We start from the raw sequence: 24,097 nt of genomic DNA, 5'->3' as shown, positions 1-24,097 counted from the left end.
GGTCGGGCGGTCAGCGGCCCAAACGACGGATCACGCGACGAGCGGCCGACGAACGGCGGGCAGACCAGGACGAGTGGCCCAGGTCACGCGCGGGCGGGCGGGACCGGCGGTGGTCGAAGCCGGGTCGCTCACGCAGGTGCAGCCGCAGCATCGCCGCCGAGGACCAGGCGGGCGGCCTGCCGAACAGCGACCCGCCCACCATCGTGACGAACGCCAACGGGATCGACCACGGGGCGGGCTGGGCGATCAGCAGCGCGGGCAGGCCGGACAACGGCGGCCCGAACAGCGCGACCGCGATCGCCCCGGCGGAGGCCAGCAGCCCGGCGGCGACCCCGGCGATGGCGCCCGGCGCGGTCAGCCGCGGCCACCAGATGCCCAGCACCAGCAGCGGGCAGAAGGTGGAGGCCGCCACGGTGAACCCCCAGGTGACCAGCACGCCCGCGTCCAACTTCACCGAGGGCAGCGCCAGCAGCACGACGACGGCGGCCGCCGCGACCACGGTGAACCGGAGCCGGGCCAGCCCGCCGGGCACCAGGTCGTGCGAGATCGCGCCCGCCACGACCAGCAGCAACCCGAGTGAGGTGGCCAGGAACGCGGCGAACGCGCCCGCGGTCAGCAGCGCGGTGAACACGGTCCCGGTCGACCCGGTGTCCACTTGGGACGGTAGGGCGACGACCGCGGTGTCCGTGGCGCCGGACAGGTACAACTGCGGGACCAGGACCTTGGCCAGGGTGCCGTAGACGCCGGGGAACAGGTAGAAGACACCGAGCAGGCCGACGGTGATGGCGGCGGTGCGGCGGGCGGCGCGACCGTCCGGGCTGGTGTGCAAGCGCATCAGCACGTGCGGAAGGCCCATGGTGCCGAACATGGTGGCCACCAACACGGCCCAGGTGCCCAGCAGCGGGTGGTCCGCGTCGTTGACGTCGAGCAGCGGCCTGCTCCAGTCCGGACCGCCCGGGGCGGCGCCACCGCGGACCCCGGGAACCGCCGCGCCCGCTGGGAAGACGAGCGTGCTGCCGTCGGCGACCCGGTACTCCCCCGCCGGGATGGTGAGCGACCTGCCGTCACCGGTCCGCACGGTCAGGGGTTCGTCGAGCAGCAGGGTCACCTCCAGGTCGAAGTCGACCGCGGTGTCGTGGCTGAAGTGGGTGAACGGCACCGGGTGCACAGCCTCGTGCCGCACCTGCGGTCCGACCTGCAGCAGCAACCAGATCGCCGGGACGATGAACAGCAGCAGCTTGAAGCAGAACTGGAACGCCTGCACGTACGTCGCCGCGCGCATACCGCCGAGCGCGAGGGTCACGCTCACCACGACCGCCGCGATGACCACACCCACCCAGTACGGGCTGTCGCTGACCACGCTCAGCACCAACCCCGCCGTGCGGAACTGCGGCACCAGGTACAACCCGGCGACGACGAGCACGGTGACCGCCGCGAGTTTCCGCAACGGCGTCGACGCCAACCGGGCCTCGGCGAAGTCCGGCACGGTCACCGCACCCGACCGCCGCATCGGCGCCGCGACCAACACCAACATCGCGACATAGCCCGCGGTGAACCCGACCGGGTACCACAGCGCCCCCATGCCGTCCTTCACCACAAGCCCAGCCACCCCGAGAAACGACGCCGCGGACAAGTACTCCCCCGACACCGCCGCCGAATTCAACAACGGCGACACCCGCCGCGACGCCACCAGGAAGTCGGACGTGGTGCGCATGGCCGCGACCCCGCGCAACCCCACCAACAGAGTGATCACCACGACCGGCGCCACCGCGAAGACCGCGATCACTCCAACTCCCCGACATCCTCAACCCGCTCCGCCCGCCGCAACTGCCAACGGGAGATCAACACCATGGCGGGAAAGGGAACCAGCACAATCGCCAACCACGACATCGGGACGCCGAGCAGCCTGACCCCGTCCCAGGATGGGAACAGGCGCAGGACCAGCGGGAGTCCGAAGAGGAAGGTGAACAGGGCCAGGAGTGCTTGTGCGACAAGGATTCGCTGTGCGCGGTAGACACGCATGGCCACTCGCGCGTCCACCGGGTCCAAGGTCGGCGGCCGCCAGGCGGTGCGATGCCTGCGCCGGGCGTGAGCGAGCCTGGTCTGCGGACTGGTCACCGCGACGCGTCGATGCGGACTCATCCGGCTCGCCGAGTCGGGTCCGCGCTCTGCTGCGGGTCCGCGCTCCGCCGCGGGGGCTGCGGGTCCGCGCTCTGCTGCGGGGGCTGCGGGGGCTGCGGGGGCTGCGGGGGCTGCGGCGAGCTTGGTGTGCGGGCGGCCGGCGCGGAGCTCAATGCCAGCCGAGTTGTCCACATCGCCGTGGTGTGTCCCCAGCATTCGCACGGTTCGCCCGCCAGGCTCGTCAGCGGGTAGACTGGGACCGGGGCCGCCCCCCGGGACAGGGTGGGGGCCGCCTGTACCCGTCGGGGACGTCGAGTTGTCCACACCGACCTGCGCCATCCCCAGCATTCGCACGACCCGCCCACGACGCTCGCCAGCCGGTAGACTGGCATCGGGGCCGCCCCCCGGGATCGGGTGGGGGCCGCCCGTACCCGTCCGCGGTGCCAAGTTGTCCGCACCGGCCTACGGCATCCCCGGCGTTCACGCGGCACTGTCACCAGGCCCGCCAGCGGGTGTGAAGACGGGCACTGGGTCGCCTCCCGGGAATGGGTGGGGCCGCCCAGTCCCGTCGAGGGCGCCGAGTTGTCCACATCGGTCCGACCCATCCCCAGCGTTCGCATGATCCGTCCACCAAGCTCGCCAGCCGGTAGACTGGCATCGGGGCCGCCCCCCGGGATCGGGTGGGGGCCGCCTGTACCCGTCCGCGGCGCGGAGTTGTCCACATCGTTGCGCTCCATCCCCAGCATTCGCGTGATCCGTTCGCTGCGCCGGGCGACCGGTAGACTGGCACTGGGGACGCCCCCCGGGACAGGGTGGGGGCTGGCCGGGAGTCGGAGGTCGGGTGCGGGGTGAGATGGGTGGGCAGTGGGCTATCGAAGGTGTGGGGTGGGCGGGGATGGTTGTCGGGTGAGGGGGGCGTAGGTGCGGGGGTGTTCATCTGCCGTGGTCCGCTCGGCCGAGTTCGCCGCGTTGGGCGGCGCGGAGGAGGCGGGCGCGGAGGTCTCGGGCGTGGCGGCGGCTGACCGGGACGTCGCCGAGGTCGGTGTGGGCGAGCATGCCGCCGACGGAGTCGCTGCGGAGTTCGCGGACGGCGTCGAGGGCTACCAGGAAGCCGCGGTGGACTCGGGCGAAGCCGGAGCCTTCCCAGTATTCCTGCAGGCGGGAGATCGGCATTCGCACCAGGTGGACGCCGGATGGGGTGTGCAGGCGGACGTAGTCGCCGTGGGCTTCGGCGAACTTGACCTCGCCGCGGCGGACGTAGCGGGTGCGGCCGTCGGATTCGACGGGGAGGGCGGGCATGGCGTCGGGGCGGAGCGGTTCCCTGGCCGGGCGTCGGCCGGCCGAGGCGCGCACGACGCGGGTCAGCGCGTCGGCGAGGCGTTCGGCGCGGACGGGTTTGAGCAGGTAGTCCACGGCGCCGATGCCGTAGGCGGAGACGGCGTGGCCGTCGTAGGCGGTGACGAACACGATCACCGGTGGGTCGGACAGCTTCGCCAGCAGGGACGCCAGTTCCAGGCCGGTCAGGCCGGGCATGGAGATGTCCAGGAACACCGCGTCGAACGGCTCGGCCTGGATCATCCGCAGCGCGCTCAGCGCGTCACCGGCGGCGCACACCTCGGCGACGTCGGGGGCGGCGCGCAGCAGCCTGCACAGCTCGTCCAGCGCGGCCCGCACGTCGTCGACCGCCAACACCCGCACGCCGCTCACGGCACCACCCCGGGGGCGAACATCGGCATCCGGACGACCACCCGGGTGCCCGCGTCCCGCTCGGTCTCCACGACCAGCCCGTACCAGGCGCCGTAGACGTTGCGCAGCCGCCGGTCGACGTTGGCGAGGCCGACGCTGCCCGCCGGTCCGCGTCCGGCCAGGATCGCCTCGGCGTGCGCTGGGGGCATGCCGACGCCGTCGTCGTCCACGGTGATCACGCAGTCGGAGCCCTCGGCCTCGCCGCGCACCTGGACGGTGCCGCCCGCCGGGCGCGGCTCCACCCCGTGTCGCACGGCGTTCTCCACCAGCGGCTGCAGCACCAGGTACGGGATGGCGACGGCGAGCACCTCGGGCGCGACCCGCACCTGCACCCGCAGCCGGTCGCCGAGCACGGCGCGCTGCAACGCCAGGTAGGTCTCGATGGCGTGGAACTCCTCGGCGACGGTGGTGTACTCGCCGTGCCGGGCCAGGCTGTACCGGTTGTAGTCGGCGAAGTCGAGCATCAGCTCGCGGGAGCGGTCCGGGTCGGAGAGCACCAACGAGGCGATCACGGTGAGCGCGTTGTAGACGAAGTGCGGGGAGATCTCCGCGCGCAGCGCCCGCAGTTCGGCCTGGGCGGCGTACTCGGCGGAGGCCTCCAGCCGGGCCCGTTCCAGGGCGGCGACCACCCAGTCGGTGACCTCGCGGACGGCGACCGCGGCGACCGCGCCCGCGACCACGAGCACCCCCGCCAGCTCGTCGTGCACGTGCAGCGGTAGGACAACCAGCGGCGGGCGACCAGCGCGGGTCTCGCTGTGCAAGACCTCGTCGACGAGGGCGATCCACCGGGTGCCGGGCGGCACGGGACCGGCCCAGGTCGGTCGGCCGGACAGGTCGGACAGGCCGACGGCGTCGGCGCCGAGCAGCGAGCGGACGCCCCGGGCCGCGGCGGCGACACCGGGCCCGGTCAGGCCGTCGGCGAGGTCCTCACCGATCCGGCGGGCCTGGGCGAGCACGGCGGTGGCGCCGGTGCGGTGGCGGGCGAAGGGCAGCCGGGACCGCGGGCGCGGGTGCTGCTCGTCGTCCGGCATGCGCGGTCCCCTTCGGCGGATTGGTAGATGGTAAAGGCCCGCCACACGAAGGAGTGATACCACTGGACCGACCGTGCCCGAGCTGACACCGAACGTCACCCGGTCGCCCGGTCAGCGTCACCCGCCAGTGTTCACCGTGCCCGGATCGGGGTGAACACGCCCGCCATCGCGCGCAGCCGGGCGTCGGCCCGCCTGCGCAGCAACTGGTGGAACTCCTCGACCCCGCGAGAACTTCCGGCCAACTCACCCGCCGCCTGGAAAACCACCGCCGCCACCACGTCGGCCGCGATCGCCGGGTGCGCCTGGACGAGCAGCCGGGTGGCGTCCTCGGCGATCTCGCGCAGCCGGGACTCCGCCGGGGTGGGGCCGGACACGGGTGTGGACACGGGATTCAGCATGGCCACAGCATGGCGGACTTGGGAAGTCCCCCGGTTGCCGTAATGTGACGGGTCCATTGCCCTTGATCTGCAACGCTTCCGGGTCAGCCGGACCGTCCTCATCAGACGAATGTGACCGAGCAGCCCCCGGTTTCACCCGTTCGGCGCCCACTACCGGGTGGCCAGTGGCTCGACCACCGCGTCCACTCCGTGGTCGGCACTGGATTCCGCGGCCGCCCCGGTGCTGAACTGGGTGCGGTACAACTCGGCATAACGCCCGTCCTGGGCCAACAGGTCGTCGTGGCGGCCGCGTTCCACGATCTCACCGGCCTCCACCACCAGGATCTGGTCGGCGGCGCGGATGGTCGACAACCGGTGCGCGATGACGATGGCGGTGCGACCGGCCAACGCCTCGCCCAGCGCGGCCTGCACGGCGGCCTCGGAGGTCGAGTCCAGGTGCGCGGTGGCCTCGTCCAGGATCACCACGCGGGGCCGGGCCAGCAGCAGCCGGGCGATGGTCAGCCGCTGCCGCTCACCGCCGGAGAGCCGGTAGCCGCGCTCGCCGACCACCGTGTCCAGACCGTCCGGCAAGGACGTCACCAGGTCGGCCAGCCGGGCCCGGCGCAGCGCGTCCCAGAGGTCGGACTCGTCGGCCCCGGGGCGGGCGAGCAGCAGGTTGGCCCGGATCGACTCGTGGAACAGGTGCCCGTCCTGGGTGACCATGCCCAGGGTGTCCCGGATGGACGCGGCGGTCAGCTCCCGAACGTCCACACCGGACAGTCGAACGGCGCCCGCGTCCGCGTCGTAGAGCCGGGGCGCCAACTGCGCGATGGTCGACTTGCCCGCGCCGGACGAACCGACCAGGGCGACCAGTTGGCCCGGCTCGGCGCGGAAGGAGATCCCGTGCAGCACCTCGGCCCCGCCGCGGGTGTCGAGGGTGGCGACCTCCTCCAGCGACGCCAGCGACACCTTGTCCGCCGCGGGGTAGCCGAAGCGGACGTCGTCGAACTCCACCGACACCGGGCCGTCCGGCACCGGTCCGGCGCCCGGCGCGTCGGTGATCAGCGGCGGCAGGTCCAGCACCTCGAACACCCGCTCGAAGCTGACCAGCGCGCTCATCACCTCGACACGGGCACCGGCGAGCGCGGTCAGCGGCGAGTACAGCCTGGTCAGCAGCAGCGCCAGGGACACCACCGCGCCCGGCTCCAGCGACCCGGTGATCGCCAGGTAGCCGCCGAGCCCGTAGACCAGGGCCAGCGCGAGCGCGGACACGAGGGTCAGCGCGGTGACGAACACCCACTGCACCATCGCGGTGCGCACGCCGATGTCGCGCACCCGGCCCGCGCGCTCGGCGAACTCGGCCGACTCGCGGTCCGGGCGGCCGAACAGCTTCACCAGGGTGGCCCCGGGAGCGGAGAACCGCTCGGTCATCTGGGTGCTCATCACCGCGTTGTGCTCGGCGGCCTCCCGCTGCAGCGCGGCCAGCCGCCCGCCCATCCGGCGGGCCGGGATGACGAACACCGGCAGCAGGACCAGCGCGAGCAGCGTCACCGGCCAGGAGATGCCGATCATGACGATGAGCGTCAAGGTGAGGGTGACCAGGTTGCCGACCACGCCGGAGAGCGTGTCGCTGAACGCCCGCTGCGCGCCGATCACGTCGTTGTTGAGCCTGCTGACCAGCGCGCCGGTGCGGGTGCGGGTGAAGAACGCGACCGGCATCCGCTGCACGTGGTCGAACACCCGGGTGCGCAGGTCCAGGATCAGCCCCTCGCCGATGCTCGCCGACAGGTACCGGCCGACCAGCCCCAACCCGGCCTCCAGCACGGCGGCCACCGCGATCACCGCCGCCAGCCACACCACCACACCCGCCTGCTGCTTGCCGACGATCGCGTCGACCACCCGGCCCGCCAGCACCGGGGTCGCCACCGCGAGCGCCGAGAGCAGCACGCTCACCAGCAGGAACCGAGCGATCCGGGCGCGGTGCGGTCGGGCGAAGACCAGCACCCGCCGCAACGCCCGGCGGGTGCTCGTGCGCTGGTCGGTACGCGCGTGCATGGTCCGGTAGAGCGCGTTCCACGCCGTCATCTGCATGTCCACACCGGGAACGGTAGAAGTTAGAGCAAAGTCGAGGTCAACCGGGCCCGTAGGATTTCGCCGTGATCACCGTGCTGCGCGACCTCGGCACCGGCCTCGCCCACCTCGGCCGCGGCTTCGGCATCGTCCTGGGCAACCGGGCGCTGCTGCTGCGCGGCGCGCTGCCGGTGCTGCTGACCAGTGTCCTGCTGTTCGGCGGGCTGCTCGGCCTGGCGCTGACCGCGGGCGACCTGGTCACCTGGGCCACCCCGTTCGCCGCCGACTGGTCCGCGTTCTGGCGCACCGTGCTGCGGGTCGGGGTCGGCGTGTCGCTGGTGGTCGGCGCGATCGCGTTGGCGTTGCTGCTGTTCAGCGCGCTCACCCTGGTCATCGGTGGCCCGTTCTACGAGAGCATCGCCGAGGAGGTCGAGGACCGGCTGCTCGGCGGCGGGCCCGCCCAGCCGCTCGGCTGGGCGAAGGCGGCCTGGATCGGCCTGCGCGACGCGGTCGCGCTGGTGGCGCGCGGACTGGTGTGGGCGGTGGTGCTGTTCGCCCTCGGGTTCGTACCCGTGTTCGGGCAGACGGTCGTGCCGGTGCTCGCGGTGTGCGTCGGGGCGTGGCTGCTCGCCCTGGAGGTGACCGCGATCCCCTTCGTCCGCCGGGGGATCGGCCTGCGCGAGCGCCGCGCGGCCCTGCGCGGTCGGCTCGGACTGGCGCTGGGGTTCGGGGTGCCGGTGTACCTGCTGTGCCTGATCCCGCTGGCCGCCCTGGTCGTGTTCCCGGCGGCCATGGCGGGCGGCACCCTCGTCGCGCACGAGGTCAGGACAGCAGCGGCCTCGGGTCGAAGGTGACCTGGATCCGGGTCACCTTGCCCTCGCGCACCCGGCTCCAGTTCGCCGTCGACAACGGCGGCGCCTCGGTCGTGTGCAGGTCGAACCAGGTCAGCACGTTCTCACCATCGACGAACCGGTGCCGGACCACGACATCGGTGACGATCTTGGACAGGTTCTCGATGCCCTGCCTGCACTCGTCGCCACTGTTCGCGGTGCCCAACGGGCCGACGAAGGTCACGTCGTCGGCGAGGATGGAGCGGAAGCGGTCGAAGTCCTTGGCCCGCCACGCGTCGAAGTAGGTCTGGACCGTCTCTTCGGGAGTCATGCCGCCAGTGTCCTGCGGACCACCGACAATTCGACCGCCCGGTGCTCGGCGAGGTCGGCCTGGCCGGGATCAGGGCTTGCGGCCCATGCCGCCCAGGATGAGGAAGTTCAGGTCGTTGAGCTTGGCCATGCGCGGGCCGTCCGGCCACCATTCGTGCAGGTAGGACAGGCCGGGCTCGACCATTTCCAGGCCCTTGAAGTAGGACTCGATCTCGTGCCGGTCGCGGAAGGCGGTGGCGATCTTGGAGTTGCGGAAGCCGTCGCGCAGGGCGTGCGCGATGTCGGCGTAGTGGCTGCCGTCGGCGGGGTCGTACTGCTGGCTGACCACGACGTAGGAGCCGGGGGCGAGCGCGTCGACCCAGCCGTGCACGGTGGCGCGGGCGACGACGTCGTCGAGCAGGAAGCCGGTGACCATGCACAGCATGAGACCGATGGGCCGGTCGAAATTGATCCGGCGGCGCAGGTCCGGGTCGCTGGTGACGAACTCCGGCTCGGTGATGTCGTAGTCGAGGATGTGGGTGTTGTCGTTCTCCTCCAGCAACGCCCGGCCGTGCGCGAGGACCACCGGGTCGTTGTCGATGTAGACGACCTTCGCGTCCGGGTTGTGCCGCTGGACGATCTGGTGCGTGTTGTCGACCGTGGGCAGGCCGGAGCCGAGGTCGATGAACTGGTCCACACCACGCTGGGTGACCAGCAGCCGCAGCGCCCGGCTGAACCACTCGCGGTGGTCGCGGGTCATCTGGTGCGCGCCCGGCGCCAGCGCGGACAGCTTCGTCACCGCCTCCCGGTCGGCGGCGTAGTTGTCGCGACCACCGAGAAGGGCGTCGAACAGGCGCGCCTGGTTGGGCGCGTCGAAGTCGAGGGCCGCCCCCCTGGGGTACTCATCCCAGGGCTCGGACTCGGCAGCAGACATGTGACTGACTCCACAGGGCGCGGCAACGGACGGTGAACAGACTAGGACACCGGGCGACCGAGCTGAACGGCCCCCACCGTACGTCGTACTCGTTGACCTGCCCCGAGTGCGGGTTCCCCGACCACCGTCACCCGATAGTTGGAACACCATCCGGGTGAGATTGCGCCGGATGGCCGCGTGGTCGGACCTCCGATGACCGCGGGTGACCACTCGGCGGTCAAAACTATCCCGCTTCGGACGGCAGCACCGGTCAGCCGAGCAGGGCCGCCGCAGGTCCCAATTCGGACAACCGGGGCGGGTCGGCGCCCGGCCGGGCACAGGTGCGCGCGCCCACCAGGTTCGCCAGGTCCAGCGCCCGCGTCACGGTCGCCTCGTCCAGCCTGCCCAGCGGGACCCCGGACCGGGCGAGCACGCACAGCAGCCCGGCGGTGAACCCGTCGCCCGCGCCCACCGTGTCGACCACCTCGACCGCGGGAGCCGCCCGGTCCACGGCGAGCGAGTTCGTGACCGCGTGCGCGCCCGCCGCACCCCGGGTCAAGACGACCAGCCGCGGCCCGAGGATCAGCAGCGCCTCCGATCGGCGGACCGGGTCGGTGCCCGGGTACAGCCAGTCCAGGTCCTCCTCGCTGACCTTGACCACGTCGGCCAACCCGACCTGCCGCTCGAACCGCGACCGCGCCACGGCGACCGGACCGGCCAGCGCCGGTCGGATGTTCGGGTCGTAGGACACCGGGATCTTAGCGGTCTTCGCCGCCCGCATCGCCGCCTCGACGGCGGCGGGCGCCAACGCCGCCGCCAACGACCCGGTGTGCAGGAACGCCGCCCCCGCCCGCACCGGCACCCGCTCCACGTCCCAGGCGATCCGGAAGTCGTACCTGGCCACCCCGTGCTCATCGGTCTGCGCGAATGCCACACTCGTGTCGGCGGTCGCCGCGGGTAACACGGTTGTGTCCACACAGGACCGGTCGAGGTGGTCGCGCACCATCACCCCGAGCAGGTCATCCCCCAACCGGGTGCTCAACGCGGCGGGCACCCCCAACCGCGCCACCGCGATCGCCACGTTCGCCGGGCCACCGCCGGGGTGCGCCGCGAACGTGCACCCGTCCGGCTGCGCCACCAGGTCCACCAACGCCTCACCGACCACGCTGATCGGTTTCACCCCAGCCACGGCGCTCACCCCACCCACAGCGCTCATGGCGCTCGCGGTGCTCACGACGCCGGAAACGGCAACGGCGGCTGCGACCCCAGGTCCCCCGCCGCCGCCGCCGCCCGCGCTTGCGCGGAAGCCAGGCAGTGCCCGCAGTTCACCGACTCGGCCACCGGGTGCAACTCACCGCCGCCCGCCCCCGACCACCCCTGCCCACACGCGGGCGCGGGCAAGGTCAACCCCGCCACCCAGGGCACCATCCGCACCGCGTGCACCACCGCCGACCGCCGCACCCGCAGATTCCGCTCCGCGAACCGCCCCGCCTCCTGCCGGGCGACCGAGGCCAACCCCGCGTAAAGCGGATCTGGATGCGGCAACAATGGCAGCGGCTCGGTGGTCACCACCCCAGCATGCCCCACTCCACCGACACTCCCCCACCACGACCCACCGATCACCCCGACCCCACTCGCACCTGCCCACACTCCCCGCACCCCCGCCATTCACAACCCCCGCCCGCCCTGACCACACCACCACACGCCCTGCCCGCCGAAACCCCGCTCACCTGATCGCTTCCACCCGACAACGACCCGGGCGACACCCGACTCGGCGATCACCGAGTTCACGACCACCCCCGAGTCAACAATCGCCGTTCACGATCACCCGGCTCACGATCACCCCGGTCACGCCCACCTGAACCGCGATCACCCAGGCCACGACCACCCGCACCACGATCCCCTGGGCTGACGCCACCCCGGCCACGATCACCGGTCACGATCCCCTGGGCCGAGACCACCCGGTCGCGATCACCCGGTCGCGCGACTTGACCAACCTCCGCCCGCGCACCAGGCAGGAGCCCGCCCACCCGGGGGCCGGGGGCCCATTCCTGACGGTAGCGCGAACCGCGACTTGTCAAGGGGGGCACAGCCAAGCCTGTGGACGACTCCCGGCACTGTGGATGACCAGATCCAACGAAGGCACTCACCCGGGCCTGTTGGCAAGCCCCACGGGGACCACCACCTGGGGATCGGTGGCCAGTCCCGACGGAGGCAACCATCCGGAACCGGTGGCCGACCCAAACGGGGGCACCAGCCCGAAGCAGGTGACCAGTCCCCACCGATGCAGCCACCCGAAGCCGGTGGCCGGCCCCACGGAGGCGTCCAGCCCTGGGCCGATGGCCCGCACGAACACCGATGGCCAAGCCACTGACGACAACCACCCCCGGGCTGAAGGCCCGTCATGGCGCGACAAGCCAAGCCGACAACGTCGACCGCGTCCGAAGATCTACACGCGCGTCGATTCCGGGTCAGGACATTCCCCACGCCCATCGGATGCCGAATCGGCCGGGTTCGAGGTCCAGGGCGAGGGCGTGGGCGGTGTGGGCGGAGTCCAGGGTCAGGGCCCGTACCTGTTCTCGGCCCGCCAAGTCGTCGAATCGGACGCAGTAGCGGGGCAGGGGGTGTGGGTGGAACGCGACTTCCAGCAGGTATTCCCGCACCGGCAGTCTGCTGACCCGTTGGTACCCGTAGGCGATTTGGCCCGCCGGGGAGCGGGACTCGTATTCGACGATGATCGTCTCGCGGCGGGTGAGCTTGTGGTCGAACAGCAACTCCGCGGCGACCTGGCTGCCGCGGCGGGTGACGCGGCCGAGGGTGCAGTTGCGGGTGCCGATGATGGTGGGGGCCGGGCCGCCGCGGTGTTCGGACCAGCTTGTGACGACTATGCGGTCCACGCCGTCGCGTTCGGCGCGGAGGATTTGGCGGGTGTGTTGCAGGCCCTTGGCGCGGTCGGGGCCGATCTCGACCCGGTCGTGGGCGCTGAGGCGGGTGAGGTGCGGGTCGTGGCTGAGGTCGAGGTCGGCGACGAGGCGGCGGAACTCGCCGGTGTCGGCCCAGGGGGCGGAGGCGGCGAGGGGTTGGCGGACGCGACCGGCGGCGCGACCGCGCGGGCGGGGGGCGTCGAGCAGTCCGCGCAGCGAGCCGCCGGTGAGGCCGAGGAGGTCTTCGAGGTGACCGAGGGCGGCCAGCGACCGGGGGCGTTCGGGGCGGCTGCGGCCGGTCTGCCAGTAGCTCAGCGTCGCGAGGCTGACCGGGGTGCCGCGGGCGCGCAACTGTTCGGCGACGCGTTCGAGGGTGGTCTCTGAGTTCTGGATCGCCGCGCGCAGGGCGTCGGCGAAGCAGTGCGGGGCCTGCTCCACCCGAGCGAACGGTAGTCGGGGCGCGGCGGCGGCGGAAGGGGCGCGGTTACCGGAAAATCCGCGTCGACCATTCCGCGACCCGATTGGGAGATACCTGATCAGGTTATGCGGGTGACATAGCGAAACCGCGGTCGGACAAGCCGGGCGACCGGCGTAGGCCGATCGGGTAAGCAAGGGTTTTCACCGTTGACAAACGCGGATCGGCGCTGGTCAGCGCCGTTCGGGCGGTCGACCGAAACGGCAACATCCCATTGTGGACGAAACCTTGCCGCGACCGTCGACCAAGGTCCACTATTCGCCGGTGAGACCGTCGACGCCGTGGGGTTCGGGTCACCCGGCGGTTATCCCCTGAGCGCCGTTCGCGGCGCCACCCGCGGGAGGTATCCAGGTATGGTCAAACGCTATTCGCTGATCGCCGCCGTGGCCGCGGCCGCCGTGGTGCTGACGACGAACGGGGTCGCGAGCGGCGCACCCCACCCGGGCAGTATGGGCGAAGTGGGCGGCACGACCAGCGGTGAACAGCGCGCGTCCGCCGACTACTCGGTCTCGGGTGTGCGCACCGCCGCGCAACGCAATGCGGTGGCCGCCACCGGTGCCGCGGTCAACGGAACCGAGGACCAGCGGCTGCTGATCACCGCGACCCCGGCCGAGGTGGTCCGGATCCGCGCGCTGGGCCTCACCGTGGTCGCCGAGGCGCCGCCGCCGAGCGACCGGGGGTCGACCGGCGCCCAGGACTTCCCCGGCTCCGACGCGAACTACCACAACTTCGCCGAGATGAACGCGGAGATCGACCGGGCGATCGCGGCGCACCCGGGGATCATCACCAAGCGGGTGATCGGCAAGTCGTACCAGGGCCGGGACATCCTGGCCGTGAAGATCTCGGACAACGCGGCGACCGACGAGAACGAGCCGGAGGTGCTGTTCACCGCGCACCAGCACGCGCGCGAGCACATCACCGTCGAGATGGCGCTGTACCTGATCAACCTGTTGACCGGCGGCTACAACACCGACAGCCACATCAAGGCGCTCGTGGACAGCCGCGAGATCTGGGTGTTGCCGGACCTGAACCCGGACGGCGGCGAGTACGACATCAGCACCGGGTCGTACAAGAGCTGGCGCAAGAACCGGCAGCCCAACGCGGGATCGTCGTACGTGGGCACCGACCTCAACCGGAACTGGGACTTCAAGTGGGGCTGCTGCGGCGGCTCGTCGACCAGCCCCAGCTCGGAGACCTACCGCGGCGCGTCGGCGGGGTCGGCGCCGGAGGTGTCGACGGTGCAGAACTTCGTCAAGAGCCGCGCTGTCGGCGGAAAGCAGCAGATCAGCACCGCGATCGACTTCCACTCGTACGGCGAGCTGGTGATGTGGCCGTTCGGCTGGACCCAGCAGCAGGTGGTGACCGGCATGACCCGCGACGAGTACAACACGTTCCAGACCATCGGCAAGGCGATGGCGCGGACGAACAGCTACACGGCGGAGCAGGACTCGGCGCTCTACATCACCGACGGCGCGATCGACGACTACCTGTGGGGCGCGCACAAGATCTGGGCGTTCACCTTCGAGATGTACCCGACCGGATCGTCCGGCGGCGGCTTCTACCCGCCCGACGAGATCATCGACCGGGAGACAACCCGCAACAAGGCGGCCGTGTTGTACCTGCTGGACTACTCGGACTGCCCGCCGCGGACGATCGGCAAGACCTGCTAGCGGTCTCGCCCGCACGCCCCCCGACCCCGGCCAGGTCGGGAAACCCACTCCCTGCTGCGGCACCGGTGTGTGCTGTGTGGACCGAAAGGCATGACCGTTGAAGACGTTGAGCAAGCTGCACAAGGCGTTGGCACTGGCGGTCGGCACGGTCGCCGCCGCGGCGGCGGTGGCGGGTCAGGCGATCGCGTCGCCGCCGCCCACCGACGCCACCCCGCACGTTGTCGGTGGATCTCAAGCCGCTCAAGGCGAGTTCCCGTGGATGGTAAGACTCTCGATGGGCTGCGGCGGCGCGATGTACTCGGAGAGCCTTGTCCTGACGGCGGCGCATTGCGTTGACGGGACCGGTAACAACACCGGCATTACCGCCACCTATGGCGTCGTCGACCTGCAGAGCTCGTCCCGTGTTACGCGCCAGTCGAAGTACGTCTACCGCAGCCCCGGTTACACCACCTCCACGGGCGGCGACTGGGCGCTGATCCAGTTGTCCTCCCCCATCACCGGCGCCGCGACTCTGCCGATCGCCGCTACTACCGCATACGACAACGGCACCTTCACCGTCGCCGGTTGGGGCGCTACGTCCGAGGGCGGTGCGCAGCAGCGGTACCTCTTGAAGGCGCAGGTGCCGTTCGTGTCGGACAGCACGTGCCAGCAGGCGTATTCCGACATGAAGCCCGCGGTGGAGATCTGCGCCGGTTATCCCCAGGGCGGCGTGGACACCTGTCAAGGCGACTCCGGCGGCCCGATGTTCCGGCGGGACAACGCGAACAACTGGGTGCAGGTCGGCATCGTCTCTTACGGCGAGGGATGCGCCCGCCCCAACTACCCCGGCGTGTACGCGCAGGTAAGCGCACTGTCTTCGGCGATCGCGGCGGAGGCCGGCGTGCTGGGCACTCCGCCCACCTCGACCACGCCCACCACTCCCCCAAGCGGTCGGGTCTTCGAGAACACCACCGACGTGCAGATCCCCGACGCGGGCGCCGCTGTGACCAGTGCCGTCACCGTCACCGGGATCTCCGGCAACGCGCCTGCCACGCTGAAGGTCGACGTGGACATCAAGCACACCTACCGCGGTGACCTGGTGATCGACCTGGTCGCGCCGGACGGGAGCACTTACCGGCTGAAGAACTCCAGCACCAGCGACTCCGCCGACAACGTCCTGGCCACCTACCCGGTCAACGCGTCTTCGGAGGTGGCGAACGGGAAGTGGCAACTGCGGGTGCAGGACACCTACCGGCAGGACACCGGCTACATCGACAGTTGGAAGTTGACGTTCTGAATGGTCGGGTGAGGCGTCACCCCCGCCCCGGTCGGCCGGGCGGGGGTGGCTCCCGGTCCACAGCGGACTCAGGCGGAACGGACGCCACCGGTCGACATCAGGGCACGCGCTGGCTGGGGATGTCGGTCGCCACCAAGGCGTCGGCGACGGTGGGGTACGGCGCGATCACGCCGAGGAGGTTCGTGACCTCCATCGCGCGCAGGACCTGCGGGCAGCAGCAGGCAACAGCGACGGTGCCGCCGTGGGCGCGGGCGCGGCGCCGAGCGTCGGTGAGCAGCTTGAGGCCGCAGGCCCCGACGAAACCGACGTGGGTGAAGTCGAGGACCAGCAGCGCCGGGCGGCGGTCCAGGCGATCGGCCAGCGCGGCGGCGACCGCGGGGCTGGTGGCGAGGTCGATGTCACCGCGCAGGCGCACGACCGGGACGTGGTCCAGGCGATCGTGCCGGATCGCCATCGCGGGTGGGGCGTTGCTCATGTGTGGCGCTCCCTGGGTTGGGGCGGCCACGAGGAAAATGTAGTCCGAGTTGGCACCCGAAGCGCATCTCCGACGCAGCGTCACCGTGGTGATCTGGGAGATCTAGTGGCGGGTCCACCCCTACGCTACGCCGACCTGCCGCACGCACAACCCCCGGCGCGAGAACAACGGGCGACCGCTGGTCAGAGCCACCCGCGGCGGGCGGCGAGCAGCCCGGCCTGGAAGCGGGTGTCGGCGCCGAGCGTGGTCATCATCTCGCCGATCCGGCGGACCACGGTGCGCTGCGCCACCCCCAGCGCCCGCGCGATCGCCTGGTCCTTGAGCCCGGCCGCCATCAGCGACAGGACCTGCCGGTCGCGCTCGGACAGCGTCGCCGCGCGCTCCGCGGCGGGCTCGCCGCCGAGCACCGGCGCGGCCTGCTCCCACAGCGCCTCGAAGCACACCACCAGGCCCTCCACCAGCGGCGCGGCGTGCACCAGCAGTCGGGTCCTGGTCTCGGCGGCGGCGAACGACACCGGCATCAGCGCCACCCGCCGGTCCACGATCATCATCTTCATCGGCGCGGAGGCCAGGGTGCGGGCGTGCTCGCCGAGCTCGATGCAGGCCATCATCTGCTCGTAGTGGCCGGGCAGCGCCAACGCGGGACCGTGGTAGAGCGACCGGTACCGCACGCCCCGGCCCAGCGCCACCAGCTCCTGGTCGTTCTGCACCGGCGTCCCGTGCAGGTACGGCGGCGCGTCGATGATCATCACTTCCTCGCGGGCGCCGAGCTGCACCTGCGCCAGCCGGTGCTGGATGGCGTCGTTGCCCTCCAGGATCTCCACCAGGCTGGACTCGGCGAACGCGGGCGTCTCCCGCAGCCGCAACGCCAGCTCCCGCGCCGCCGCCCGCAGCCCCTCCAGCTCTTGCTGCCTGCGCGACACCAGCGCCTCGATCGACACCTCCGGCGGCGCCACCACGTACTGCATCGGGCGGGCCAACAGGGTGGTCACCAACCCGGCCGCGGTCAACGTCCGCAACGCCCGGCGCACCGCGGGTAACGGTAACTCCGCCGAGTCGGCGATGTCCTGCGCCGTCCCCCGCGGCGTCGTGGCCAACGCCAGGTAGACAGCGTTGTCCGTCTCACTGAGGCCGACTGGCCCCAACAGGTGCGCCATGGCGACACCTTAGGTGCGCCGTCACCGCCGTCACAGCCCTTCCGGTCAGGTCGGGTGCGCGCGGCGACCGTCTCCACGTGTGGATTGTGGGCGGGGCTGGGGAGGCGTGGCCCGCTGGCGCGGGAAACCCACCCGAATATGACCCCGATCGTGGGGTAACACCCCGAACAGCCGCGCGATCGTCCAACACGGGGTGAGCGAACCGCGCGCCGTCCCCGCCCGGTCGAGCGATGCCGGACGACCCGAACCCGACCAAACGACACACTCGGTGGTGAGCGGCGTGGCGGGGGCCACAACGCGCCCGGTCCACCCGAACCCGGATGGCGGCGCGCGCGGCGCGCGGATGCGATCCTGACCGAGACCGTGGTGATCACCGGCCCGGACCAGCCGGGAACCGACGGCCAACCGCCGCGGGACGGGAGGGACTCGGCGATGCGCGCTCCGGAACTCACGCCTGCGAGCCGGATCTACGTTGCGGGGCACCGCGGGTTGGCCGGGTCGGCGCTGTGCGGGCGGCTGCGCGCGGCCGGGTACGAGAACCTGGTGCTGGCCGGATCGTCCGAAGTGGACCTGCGGGACCGGGCCGCGACCACCCGGTTCCTCACCGAGGCGGCGCCGGACGTGGTGGTGCTGGCGGCGGCGCGGGGCGGCGGCAGCGGCGCCAACGCGGCCGAGCCAGCCGACGTCCTGTCGGCGAACCTGCGGATCCAGGTCAACGTCATGGACGCGGCACGCGCGGCGGGGGTGCCGCGGCTGCTGTTCCTGGCCTCGTCGGCGATGTACCCGCGCGAGTCGCGGCAGCCGGTGCGGGAGACGTCGCTGCTGGCCGGGCCGCTGGAGCCGACCACCGAGGCGTACGCGATCGCCAAGATCGCCGGGATGGCCCAGGTGCGGGCGGTGCGCGAGCAGGACGGGCTGCCCTGGATCACGGCGATCCCGACGAACCTCTACGGGCCGGGCGACAACTTCCACCCGACCTCGTCGCACGTGCTGGCCGGGCTGATGCGCCGGATCCACGACGCGGCGGTGGCCGGGGCGCCGTCGGTGGTCGTGTGGGGCACCGGCACGCCGCGGCGGGAGTTCCTGCACGCCGACGACCTCGCCGATGCCTGCCTCACCCTGTTGGCCCACTACGACGAGCCGGGTCCGGTGAACGTGGGCACCGGGCGGGACATCAGCGTCGCGGACCTGGCGAAGATGCTGGCGGAGACGATCGGTTACACCGGGGCGATCGAGTTCGACCCGGGCAGGCCGGACGGCACCCCGCGCAAGGTGCTCGACATCCGGGCGCTGACCGGCCTCGGCTGGGAGCCGAAGATCCGGCTGCGGGCAGGCATCGCCTCGACCTACCAGTGGTACCTGGACAGCCTGACCCTGCCCCGGCAGCGGGAGGCCGTGCGCGGGCACGAGATGGTCCGGTAACCGCAGGCCTGGAGTCCGCTGTGGACAGTTCGCGGGCCCGTCGGCTACCGACGGGTCACTTCGATCGTGCCCAGGTCGCCCCGGTCACCTGCTAGGTTCGACGGCGACCGATGCTCCCGACGCGGAGGGGGTGGCCGAGGTGTCCCGGACCGCCGACCGGACGAGCTCGCCCCGGCTCGACCGCACGCTGCCCACCCCGCTGTGGGCGCAACTGCACGACGACCTGCTGCGCCGGGTCGGCGCCGGGGAGTTCGAGGACGCCTTCCCCGGCGAGTTGGCGCTGGCCGCCGAGTACGCCGTCAGCCGCAACACGGTGCGGGAAGCGCTACGCAGGCTGCGCGCGGACGGGACCGTGGTCGCCGGCCGCGGGCACGCGCCGAAGCTGGGCAAGCCGACCGAGATCACCCAGCCGCTGGGGGCGCTCTACAGCCTGTTCGCGTCGGTGCAGGCCAGCGGGCTGACCGCGCGCAGCGAGGTGCTCGCGCTCGACGAGCGGGCCGACGGGGTGGTGGCGAGCAGGCTGGGGCTGGAGGAGTCGACGCCGCTGCTGTACCTGGAGCGGCTGCGCTTCGCGGGTGACACGCCGTTGGCGGTCGACCGGGTGTGGCTGCCGCACGCGCTGGCCGAGGGGTTGATGTCGGCCGACTTCACCGGCACCTCGCTCTACCACGAGCTCGACACCCGGTGCGGCATCCGGTTGACCGGCGGCCAGGAGCGGATCCGGGCGGTGCTCCCGACCGACGGCGAGCGCAGGCTGCTGGGGATGCCCGGGGACGTGGCCGCGCTGGCGGTCGACCGGCTGGGCACCGTGGAGCGGCGACCGGTGGAATGGCGGCACACGGTGGTGCGCGGGGACCGGTTCAGCGTCCTGGCCAAGTTCTCCGCCGACGGCTACCAGTTCGACGTCCACAGTGGACAAAACGAGCGGGTCTGGCGGCGCTGACCGGCAGGATCTCCGTCCGTAGACCGAACCGGGCGTGGGTGGGAGCACCACCGCACCGTGCCCGCCAGGCCGGACGGCGCCCCGCCTGCACCGATTTCCTCGGCCAACAGCGGCGTGCACGTGCACACCCTGCGGCACACCACGCCGCATCGCCAACACCTGGTCCAACGGATCACAGTCCACTGGCAGGAGCCCGCGAGCACCCGCGCCGCGAGCAGACCGGCCATGCCGCCACCGAGCGGCCACCACCCGGATCGCCGGTCATGACACCGAGTGGGCTGTCCTGGTACACCGTCAACCGTCACCGCCCGAAGCGGTGGCCCGGTTCGGCCGAACGGTCCGGGAACGCGGGCGGGGCGCCGGACCCTGCTGTGTCCGGCGCCCCTGCCCCCGTACCGTTCCCCGGCCGGTCCGGCCCGGGGGCGTCTGTGGCCGGCGGTGTCGGCGGCGGTGGCGGTGGTCGGACCACCACCACCGCCGACCGCTCGGCGGCAGGCGCCGGACCCGACGCGGGCGGTGGCGGGGCGCGAGGCGTAGGTGCACGATCCGCCTTCGGTTTTCCGCCGCGTCGGGTGGCGTCGACCGGCGGCGGCAGTGCACACCGTCGGACGCGTCACCGCGGTCCCCGGGAACGGTCGACGACCGTCCACAGGGGACCGCGAAGCAGAGCTCAGGCCACGTTCAGCACGAAGTCGTAGGTGGCCACCTTGCCCGACCCGTTGGCCTGCACGTTCATCAGCAGCCTGCGGTCGAAGATCGTGTCGGTGTTGTTGCGCGGCTCACCCGGGAAGTAGAGCTGGGTGGTCAGGATACGCCCACCCGCGTTCTGCACCTTCACGTGGATGTGCCGGGTGCGGCCGGGGTAGAGGCCGGGCACGATCGTGGTCAGGCTGTACTTGCCCGACGCGTCGGTGTACTGGTGGCCGCGGTAGCGGTAGGTGGTGTTGTCGTAGTTGCCGCCGTTGTCGGCCTGCCAGAAGTCGAGCAGCACGTGGCCCAGCGCCTTGCAGGAGCGGCTGAACACGTAGCCGCTGACGGTCAGCGCGGTGCCGGGGTAGCCGGGCTCGACGATCGAGGTGCGCGCGGGCGAACCGGGCTTGAAGTACGGGCCCTCGGTCTGCGCGATCGTCGTGGACTGGCCGGGGGTGCAGGCCAGCGGCGCGAAGTCGGTGCCGAGGTCGGCACCGGCCGGGGCGGGGCTGGCGGCGGCGAACCCGCCGCCCGCCGCGACACCGAGCAGTCCGGCGGCGGGGACCACGAGCGCGCCGAGCTGCAGCAGACGCTTGCGGGTGAAGTTGCCCTCACCCGTCAGGTCTTCCTGTGGTGGGAGTTCTGCGGTCACTTGGGGAGTACCTCCTAGACGAGACCACCGGGTTGGCGATCGTCACGGATTGGCACAACCGATGCTGTTGCAGTGACCGGGACGTTGCAATCCGTGGTGATACGGGCTTAACTCAGGCGCTACCGTGAGCAGATCCGTGGTGAACGCACGCCGTCCGGCGGGAAAGCCGTTCGCCCCAGGCAAAGGGTGCAGCATGGAAACGGGTCCTCTGGGAACCACTGTGGACAGACCAGCACCGGTCGACCACGCGCCGCTGGTCGGTCGCGCGGCCGAACTGGCCCGGCTGTCCGCGGTCGCGGCACCCGCGCTTCTGCTGGTCGCGGGCGAGGCGGGGGTGGGCAAGAGCCGGATCGTGCACGAGCTGCGCGACCACCCGGACCTGCTGGGCCACCACTGGCTGGTCGGCGAGTGCCTGCCGCTGCGCGAGCCGTTCCCACTTGGCCCGGTGCTCGACGCGCTGAAAGGCCTGGACGTGTTCACACCCCCGGTGGGGCGGATGGACCGGGTGGACGTTTTTCCCAGAGTTCGCGCGGCACTGGCGGAACTCGGCCCCGCCGTGCTGGTCGTCGAGGACCTGCATTGGTCCGATGAGGCGACATACGAGTTCCTGCGCTTCCTCTGCCGCGGCCTGCCGCCCCGGTTGAAGGTGCTGGTGACGTACCGGCCGGAGAGCGTGCGGCGGGAACGCCCGGTGGTGGACCTCGCCGGGTATCTGCCCAGGTGGGCGCGGGTTGTGGAGACGTTGGTGCGGCCGCTGTCGGTCGCCGAGGTCGGTGAGCTCGCCGCCGGGCTGCTCGGGTTGACCAGGGTGACCGACGAGTTCGCCGTACGTCTACACGAGTTGACCGGTGGTGTGCCGTTCGTCGTGGAAGAGGTGTCGCGCGCGCTGCCTGCGGAACCCGCGCCACGCCTGGCAGACGCGCCGCGATCGGTGCTGGACCGGCTGTCCGCCCCGGTGGCGTTGCGCGGATCGATCGCCGAACGCCTCGCCAGCCTGGCGCCCGCGGTCCGCGATGTCGTTGGCGCGGCGGCGACCCTGGCCGCGCCCGCCGAGGACGAACTGCTGGCCCGGGTCGCCGGTCTGGACCTCGCGACGGCGACGAACGCCATCGACCGCGCGCTCGCCCACGGTTTGCTGCGCCACTGCGCGCCTGGCCTGTTGGCCACCCGCCACGCGCTGGCGACCCGCGCCGTCCTCGACCTGTTGGCACCTGGCGAACTGCGTCGTGCACATCGCAACGCGGCGGCCGCGTTGTCGGCGGCGGAACCGATCCCGCACGCGCGGCTGGCCCGGCACTGCAAACACGCCGGTCTGGTGGACGACTGGGTCCGCCACGCCGAGGCGGCCGCGACCCGCGCGGTTTCCCTCGGCGACGGCGACACGGCGGTCGACCTGTTGGCGGAGGTCGTGTCCAGCACGGGGATCGACATCGCCACCCGCGCCCGGGTCGCGGCGCTGTTGAGTCGGGCCGCCCAACCTGGTCTGCGGCACGGGGAAGCGGTGGCGGCCTTGCGGTCGGTGCTGGATGAGGAGGATCTGCCGCCGTCGTGGCGCGGGGAGATCAGGTTCGGCCTCGGCATGCTGCTGGTCGCCCAGGCCGGTGAGGCGGGAACCGGTCGTGAACAACTCCGGACCGCTGTGGACGAACTGGGCGATCGACCGGACCTCGCGGCCAGGGCGATGGCCGCGTTGGCGATCCCGTCATACGCGAGTGGGACCATCACCGAACACCTGGCGTGGGCCAATCGGGCGTTGGACCTGCTTGGCTCCTTTGACGACCACGCGGTGCACACGGCCGTGCACGTGAACCACGCGTCCGCGTTGATGTACTCGGGAGACCCGTCCGGGTGGCCGGTGTGGCGGGCGGCGTTGGCGCGCGGCACCACGCCGGAGGCCCGGTTGCATCTCCTGCGGGGCGCGAGCAACGGCGCGGACGCGGCTCTGTGGTTGGGGCACGACGGGCGAGCGCGTGAACTGCTGGCGTTGATCCCCACGTTGGTGGATGAGGATTCCGGGCTCTACACGGCCCGTCTGGTCGCTGGGACGCGGCTGCGGGTGGACATGGCGGCCGGGCGGTGGGAGGGGCTGGCGGAGCGGATTGAGTTGGTGCGCGCGGGGGCTGGGACGCACCGGCTGCCGCTGTTGGACGTCGAAGCGCGGTTCGTGGCAGCGGAGTTGGCGCTGGCGACGGGGTCACTGGCGGACGCTTCGGTGCACCTGCGGGCGATTACCGAGGCGACGATTCCGTTGATGGCCGGGGTGGCGGCGTCACGCGCGCGGATCGCGTTGTCGGGTGGGCGGTTCGACGAGGCGTGGGGAGTGCTGGAACCTGCGTTGGACGCGGTTCGGCGGCATGGGAACTGGGTGTGGGCGGCGTCGCTGGTACCGCTGGCTTGCGCGGCGTTGGTGGGGGTGGGGGCGTCGGTGTCGCTGCACTTGGAGTTCGCAGAAGCCGTGGCGGACCGGGACGCGCCTGCCGCGCGCGCGGCGGCGTTGGTGGCGGCGGGGCATGTGGGTGGTGGGGTGTCACTGTTTGAGGAGGCCGCGGCGCTGTACGAGGTGATGGGGCGGCCGTACGCGGTGTTGCAGGCGCGGGAATGCGTGGCGGAACGGTTGCTTGCTCGGGGGGAGAAACAGGGGATGGTGGATGTGGTTGCCGCGTACACGGAATTGGGGGCGAGATGGGACGCGGCTCGGTGTGCGGCGGTGCTGCGGAAGTACGGGGTGACGCCGCGGCACCGCGGGGGGCGGCGGGGGTATGGGACGGCGTTGTCGCCTCGGGAGTCAGCGGTGGCGGGGATGGCGGCTCAAGGTCGCACTAATCGGGAGATTGCGGAGGCGCTGTTCATTTCGGTGCGGACGGTGGAGGACCATGTTGCGAACGCGCTGCGGAAGTGTGGGGTGCGGACGCGATCGGATTTGCCGTGTGATGGGTGAGGGTCACTGGGCCTCGGCTGCGCCTCGGGGGTCGGCCTGGTCGCCTTCGGCGACGCCGGCCCCGGGCGCCAGATTAAA

Annotated in this window: 20 protein-coding genes and 1 pseudogene; 7 read left to right on the top strand and 14 right to left on the bottom strand. The window is 71.8% G+C overall.

Features of this window, described 5'->3' with window-relative positions; translation table 11 throughout:
* Positions 1 to 10: 10 nt before the first annotated feature.
* From H504_RS0123590 to H504_RS36645, 6 genes are all read right to left on the bottom strand, one after another.
* Positions 11 to 1,786 carry a sodium/solute symporter gene (locus tag H504_RS0123590; RefSeq protein WP_026424786.1) on the bottom strand — a complete coding sequence of 592 codons (1,776 nt, stop codon included), beginning with the start codon at positions 1,784 to 1,786 and terminating at the stop codon, positions 11 to 13.
* Positions 1,783 to 2,142 carry a hypothetical protein gene (locus H504_RS0123585; RefSeq protein ID WP_026424785.1) on the bottom strand — a complete coding sequence of 120 codons (360 nt, stop codon included), beginning with the start codon at positions 2,140 to 2,142 and terminating at the stop codon, positions 1,783 to 1,785. Before H504_RS0123585 ends, H504_RS0123590 begins: the two co-directional genes overlap by 4 nt.
* Positions 2,143 to 3,054: 912 nt before the next feature.
* Positions 3,055 to 3,828, bottom strand: a complete 774-nt coding sequence (locus tag H504_RS0123580; RefSeq protein WP_026424784.1) for a LytR/AlgR family response regulator transcription factor — start codon at positions 3,826 to 3,828, stop codon at positions 3,055 to 3,057.
* A complete protein-coding gene (locus H504_RS0123575; protein ID WP_084468092.1) occupies positions 3,825 to 4,898 on the bottom strand; it encodes a sensor histidine kinase in 1,074 nt (357 codons plus the stop codon). The genes H504_RS0123580 and H504_RS0123575 overlap by 4 nt, the downstream gene beginning before the upstream one ends.
* A gap of 131 nt (positions 4,899 to 5,029) precedes the next feature.
* On the bottom strand, positions 5,030 to 5,296 hold the full coding sequence (locus H504_RS0123570; protein ID WP_157440598.1) for a hypothetical protein: 267 nt from the start codon (positions 5,294 to 5,296) through the stop codon (positions 5,030 to 5,032).
* A gap of 150 nt (positions 5,297 to 5,446) precedes the next feature.
* Complete coding sequence (locus tag H504_RS36645) at positions 5,447 to 7,366, bottom strand: ABC transporter ATP-binding protein (protein WP_425394073.1); 1,920 nt, start codon at positions 7,364 to 7,366, stop codon at positions 5,447 to 5,449.
* A gap of 65 nt (positions 7,367 to 7,431) precedes the next feature.
* Here H504_RS36645 and H504_RS0123560 point away from each other — a divergent pair, with 65 nt between their 5' ends.
* Positions 7,432 to 8,199 carry an EI24 domain-containing protein gene (locus H504_RS0123560; protein ID WP_084468090.1) on the top strand — a complete coding sequence of 256 codons (768 nt, stop codon included), beginning with the start codon at positions 7,432 to 7,434 and terminating at the stop codon, positions 8,197 to 8,199.
* Here H504_RS0123560 and H504_RS0123555 read toward each other — a convergent pair.
* The 5 genes from H504_RS0123555 to H504_RS0123520 form a co-directional block, all read right to left on the bottom strand.
* On the bottom strand, positions 8,168 to 8,506 hold the full coding sequence (locus H504_RS0123555; protein WP_026424780.1) for a nuclear transport factor 2 family protein: 339 nt from the start codon (positions 8,504 to 8,506) through the stop codon (positions 8,168 to 8,170). The two genes, H504_RS0123560 and H504_RS0123555, sit on opposite strands and share 32 nt — an antisense overlap.
* A 69-nt stretch (positions 8,507 to 8,575) precedes the next feature.
* A complete protein-coding gene (locus H504_RS0123550; protein WP_026424779.1) occupies positions 8,576 to 9,418 on the bottom strand; it encodes an SAM-dependent methyltransferase in 843 nt (280 codons plus the stop codon).
* 250 nt (positions 9,419 to 9,668) lie between these two features.
* Positions 9,669 to 10,586, bottom strand: coding sequence for a carbohydrate kinase family protein (locus H504_RS0123545; RefSeq protein WP_211239389.1), 918 nt, complete (start codon positions 10,584 to 10,586; stop codon positions 9,669 to 9,671).
* 41 nt (positions 10,587 to 10,627) lie between these two features.
* On the bottom strand, positions 10,628 to 10,966 hold the full coding sequence (locus H504_RS36640) for a hypothetical protein (RefSeq protein WP_157440597.1): 339 nt from the start codon (positions 10,964 to 10,966) through the stop codon (positions 10,628 to 10,630).
* Between the two features lie 902 nt (positions 10,967 to 11,868).
* The gene (locus tag H504_RS0123520) at positions 11,869 to 12,759 is read right to left on the bottom strand and encodes a hypothetical protein (RefSeq protein ID WP_026424776.1); all 891 of its coding nucleotides are present in this window, start codon (positions 12,757 to 12,759) and stop codon (positions 11,869 to 11,871) included.
* A 390-nt stretch (positions 12,760 to 13,149) separates the two neighbouring features.
* On the opposite strand from H504_RS0123520, the gene H504_RS0123515 reads away from it, so the two are divergent.
* From H504_RS0123515 to H504_RS43300, 3 genes and pseudogenes are all read left to right on the top strand, one after another.
* On the top strand, positions 13,150 to 14,466 hold the full coding sequence (locus tag H504_RS0123515) for a M14 family metallopeptidase (RefSeq protein WP_026424775.1): 1,317 nt from the start codon (positions 13,150 to 13,152) through the stop codon (positions 14,464 to 14,466).
* Positions 14,467 to 14,563: 97 nt separating this feature from the next.
* Positions 14,564 to 15,352 (top strand): annotated as a pseudogene (locus tag H504_RS43305) (S1 family peptidase); the annotation flags it as partial.
* The gene (locus H504_RS43300; RefSeq protein ID WP_245614427.1) at positions 15,347 to 15,742 is read left to right on the top strand and encodes a proprotein convertase P-domain-containing protein; all 396 of its coding nucleotides are present in this window, start codon (positions 15,347 to 15,349) and stop codon (positions 15,740 to 15,742) included. The pseudogene H504_RS43305 and the gene H504_RS43300, both read left to right, overlap by 6 nt.
* A gap of 97 nt (positions 15,743 to 15,839) precedes the next feature.
* Here the strand turns inward: H504_RS43300 and H504_RS38990 are convergent, their stop codons facing one another.
* Together H504_RS38990 and H504_RS0123500 are read right to left on the bottom strand one after the other, a co-directional pair.
* Complete coding sequence (locus tag H504_RS38990) at positions 15,840 to 16,217, bottom strand: STAS domain-containing protein (protein ID WP_051386185.1); 378 nt, start codon at positions 16,215 to 16,217, stop codon at positions 15,840 to 15,842.
* Between the two features lie 182 nt (positions 16,218 to 16,399).
* Positions 16,400 to 17,374 carry a helix-turn-helix transcriptional regulator gene (locus H504_RS0123500; protein ID WP_026424773.1) on the bottom strand — a complete coding sequence of 325 codons (975 nt, stop codon included), beginning with the start codon at positions 17,372 to 17,374 and terminating at the stop codon, positions 16,400 to 16,402.
* A 432-nt stretch (positions 17,375 to 17,806) separates the two neighbouring features.
* Between H504_RS0123500 and H504_RS36630 the strand changes: the two genes are divergently transcribed.
* Both H504_RS36630 and H504_RS36625 read left to right on the top strand, forming a co-directional pair.
* Positions 17,807 to 18,796, top strand: coding sequence for a GDP-L-fucose synthase family protein (locus tag H504_RS36630; protein WP_051386191.1), 990 nt, complete (start codon positions 17,807 to 17,809; stop codon positions 18,794 to 18,796).
* 139 nt (positions 18,797 to 18,935) lie between these two features.
* A complete protein-coding gene (locus H504_RS36625; RefSeq protein WP_051386190.1) occupies positions 18,936 to 19,739 on the top strand; it encodes a GntR family transcriptional regulator in 804 nt (267 codons plus the stop codon).
* Positions 19,740 to 20,409: 670 nt separating this feature from the next.
* Here H504_RS36625 and H504_RS0123485 read toward each other — a convergent pair.
* Positions 20,410 to 21,081 (bottom strand): dioxygenase family protein, encoded by a 672-nt coding sequence (locus H504_RS0123485; RefSeq protein ID WP_035305662.1) that lies wholly within the window; start codon positions 21,079 to 21,081, stop codon positions 20,410 to 20,412.
* Between the two features lie 220 nt (positions 21,082 to 21,301).
* Here H504_RS0123485 and H504_RS43695 point away from each other — a divergent pair, with 220 nt between their 5' ends.
* The gene (locus tag H504_RS43695; protein WP_026424771.1) at positions 21,302 to 24,019 is read left to right on the top strand and encodes a helix-turn-helix transcriptional regulator; all 2,718 of its coding nucleotides are present in this window, start codon (positions 21,302 to 21,304) and stop codon (positions 24,017 to 24,019) included.
* The last annotated feature ends 78 nt before the right edge of the window (positions 24,020 to 24,097 follow it).

Origin of the sequence: Actinokineospora inagensis DSM 44258 (assembly GCF_000482865.1) — a bacterium.
GTDB classification, from domain to species: Bacteria; Actinomycetota; Actinomycetes; order Mycobacteriales; family Pseudonocardiaceae; genus Actinokineospora; species Actinokineospora inagensis.
The sequence above is the reverse complement of the archived record's forward strand: the minus strand, read 5'-3'. Positions and strand labels throughout refer to the sequence as shown.

Excerpts from the sequence above, each read along its gene's own strand:
- H504_RS0123550 (WP_026424779.1), bottom strand. The coding sequence starts at position 9,418 with ATGTCTGCTGCCGAGTCCGAGCCCTGGGATGAGTACCCCAGGGGGGCG.
- H504_RS0123555 (WP_026424780.1), bottom strand. The coding sequence starts at position 8,506 with ATGACTCCCGAAGAGACGGTCCAGACCTACTTCGACGCGTGGCGGGCC.
- H504_RS0123570 (WP_157440598.1), bottom strand. The coding sequence starts at position 5,296 with ATGCTGAATCCCGTGTCCACACCCGTGTCCGGCCCCACCCCGGCGGAG.
- H504_RS0123515 (WP_026424775.1), top strand. The coding sequence starts at position 13,150 with ATGGTCAAACGCTATTCGCTGATCGCCGCCGTGGCCGCGGCCGCCGTG.
- H504_RS36630 (WP_051386191.1), top strand. The coding sequence starts at position 17,807 with ATGCGCGCTCCGGAACTCACGCCTGCGAGCCGGATCTACGTTGCGGGG.
- H504_RS36645 (WP_425394073.1), bottom strand. The coding sequence starts at position 7,366 with ATGCAGATGACGGCGTGGAACGCGCTCTACCGGACCATGCACGCGCGT.
- H504_RS0123500 (WP_026424773.1), bottom strand. The coding sequence starts at position 17,374 with ATGGCGCACCTGTTGGGGCCAGTCGGCCTCAGTGAGACGGACAACGCT.
- H504_RS38990 (WP_051386185.1), bottom strand. The coding sequence starts at position 16,217 with ATGAGCAACGCCCCACCCGCGATGGCGATCCGGCACGATCGCCTGGAC.
- H504_RS0123585 (WP_026424785.1), bottom strand. The coding sequence starts at position 2,142 with ATGAGTCCGCATCGACGCGTCGCGGTGACCAGTCCGCAGACCAGGCTC.
- H504_RS0123575 (WP_084468092.1), bottom strand. The coding sequence starts at position 4,898 with ATGCCGGACGACGAGCAGCACCCGCGCCCGCGGTCCCGGCTGCCCTTC.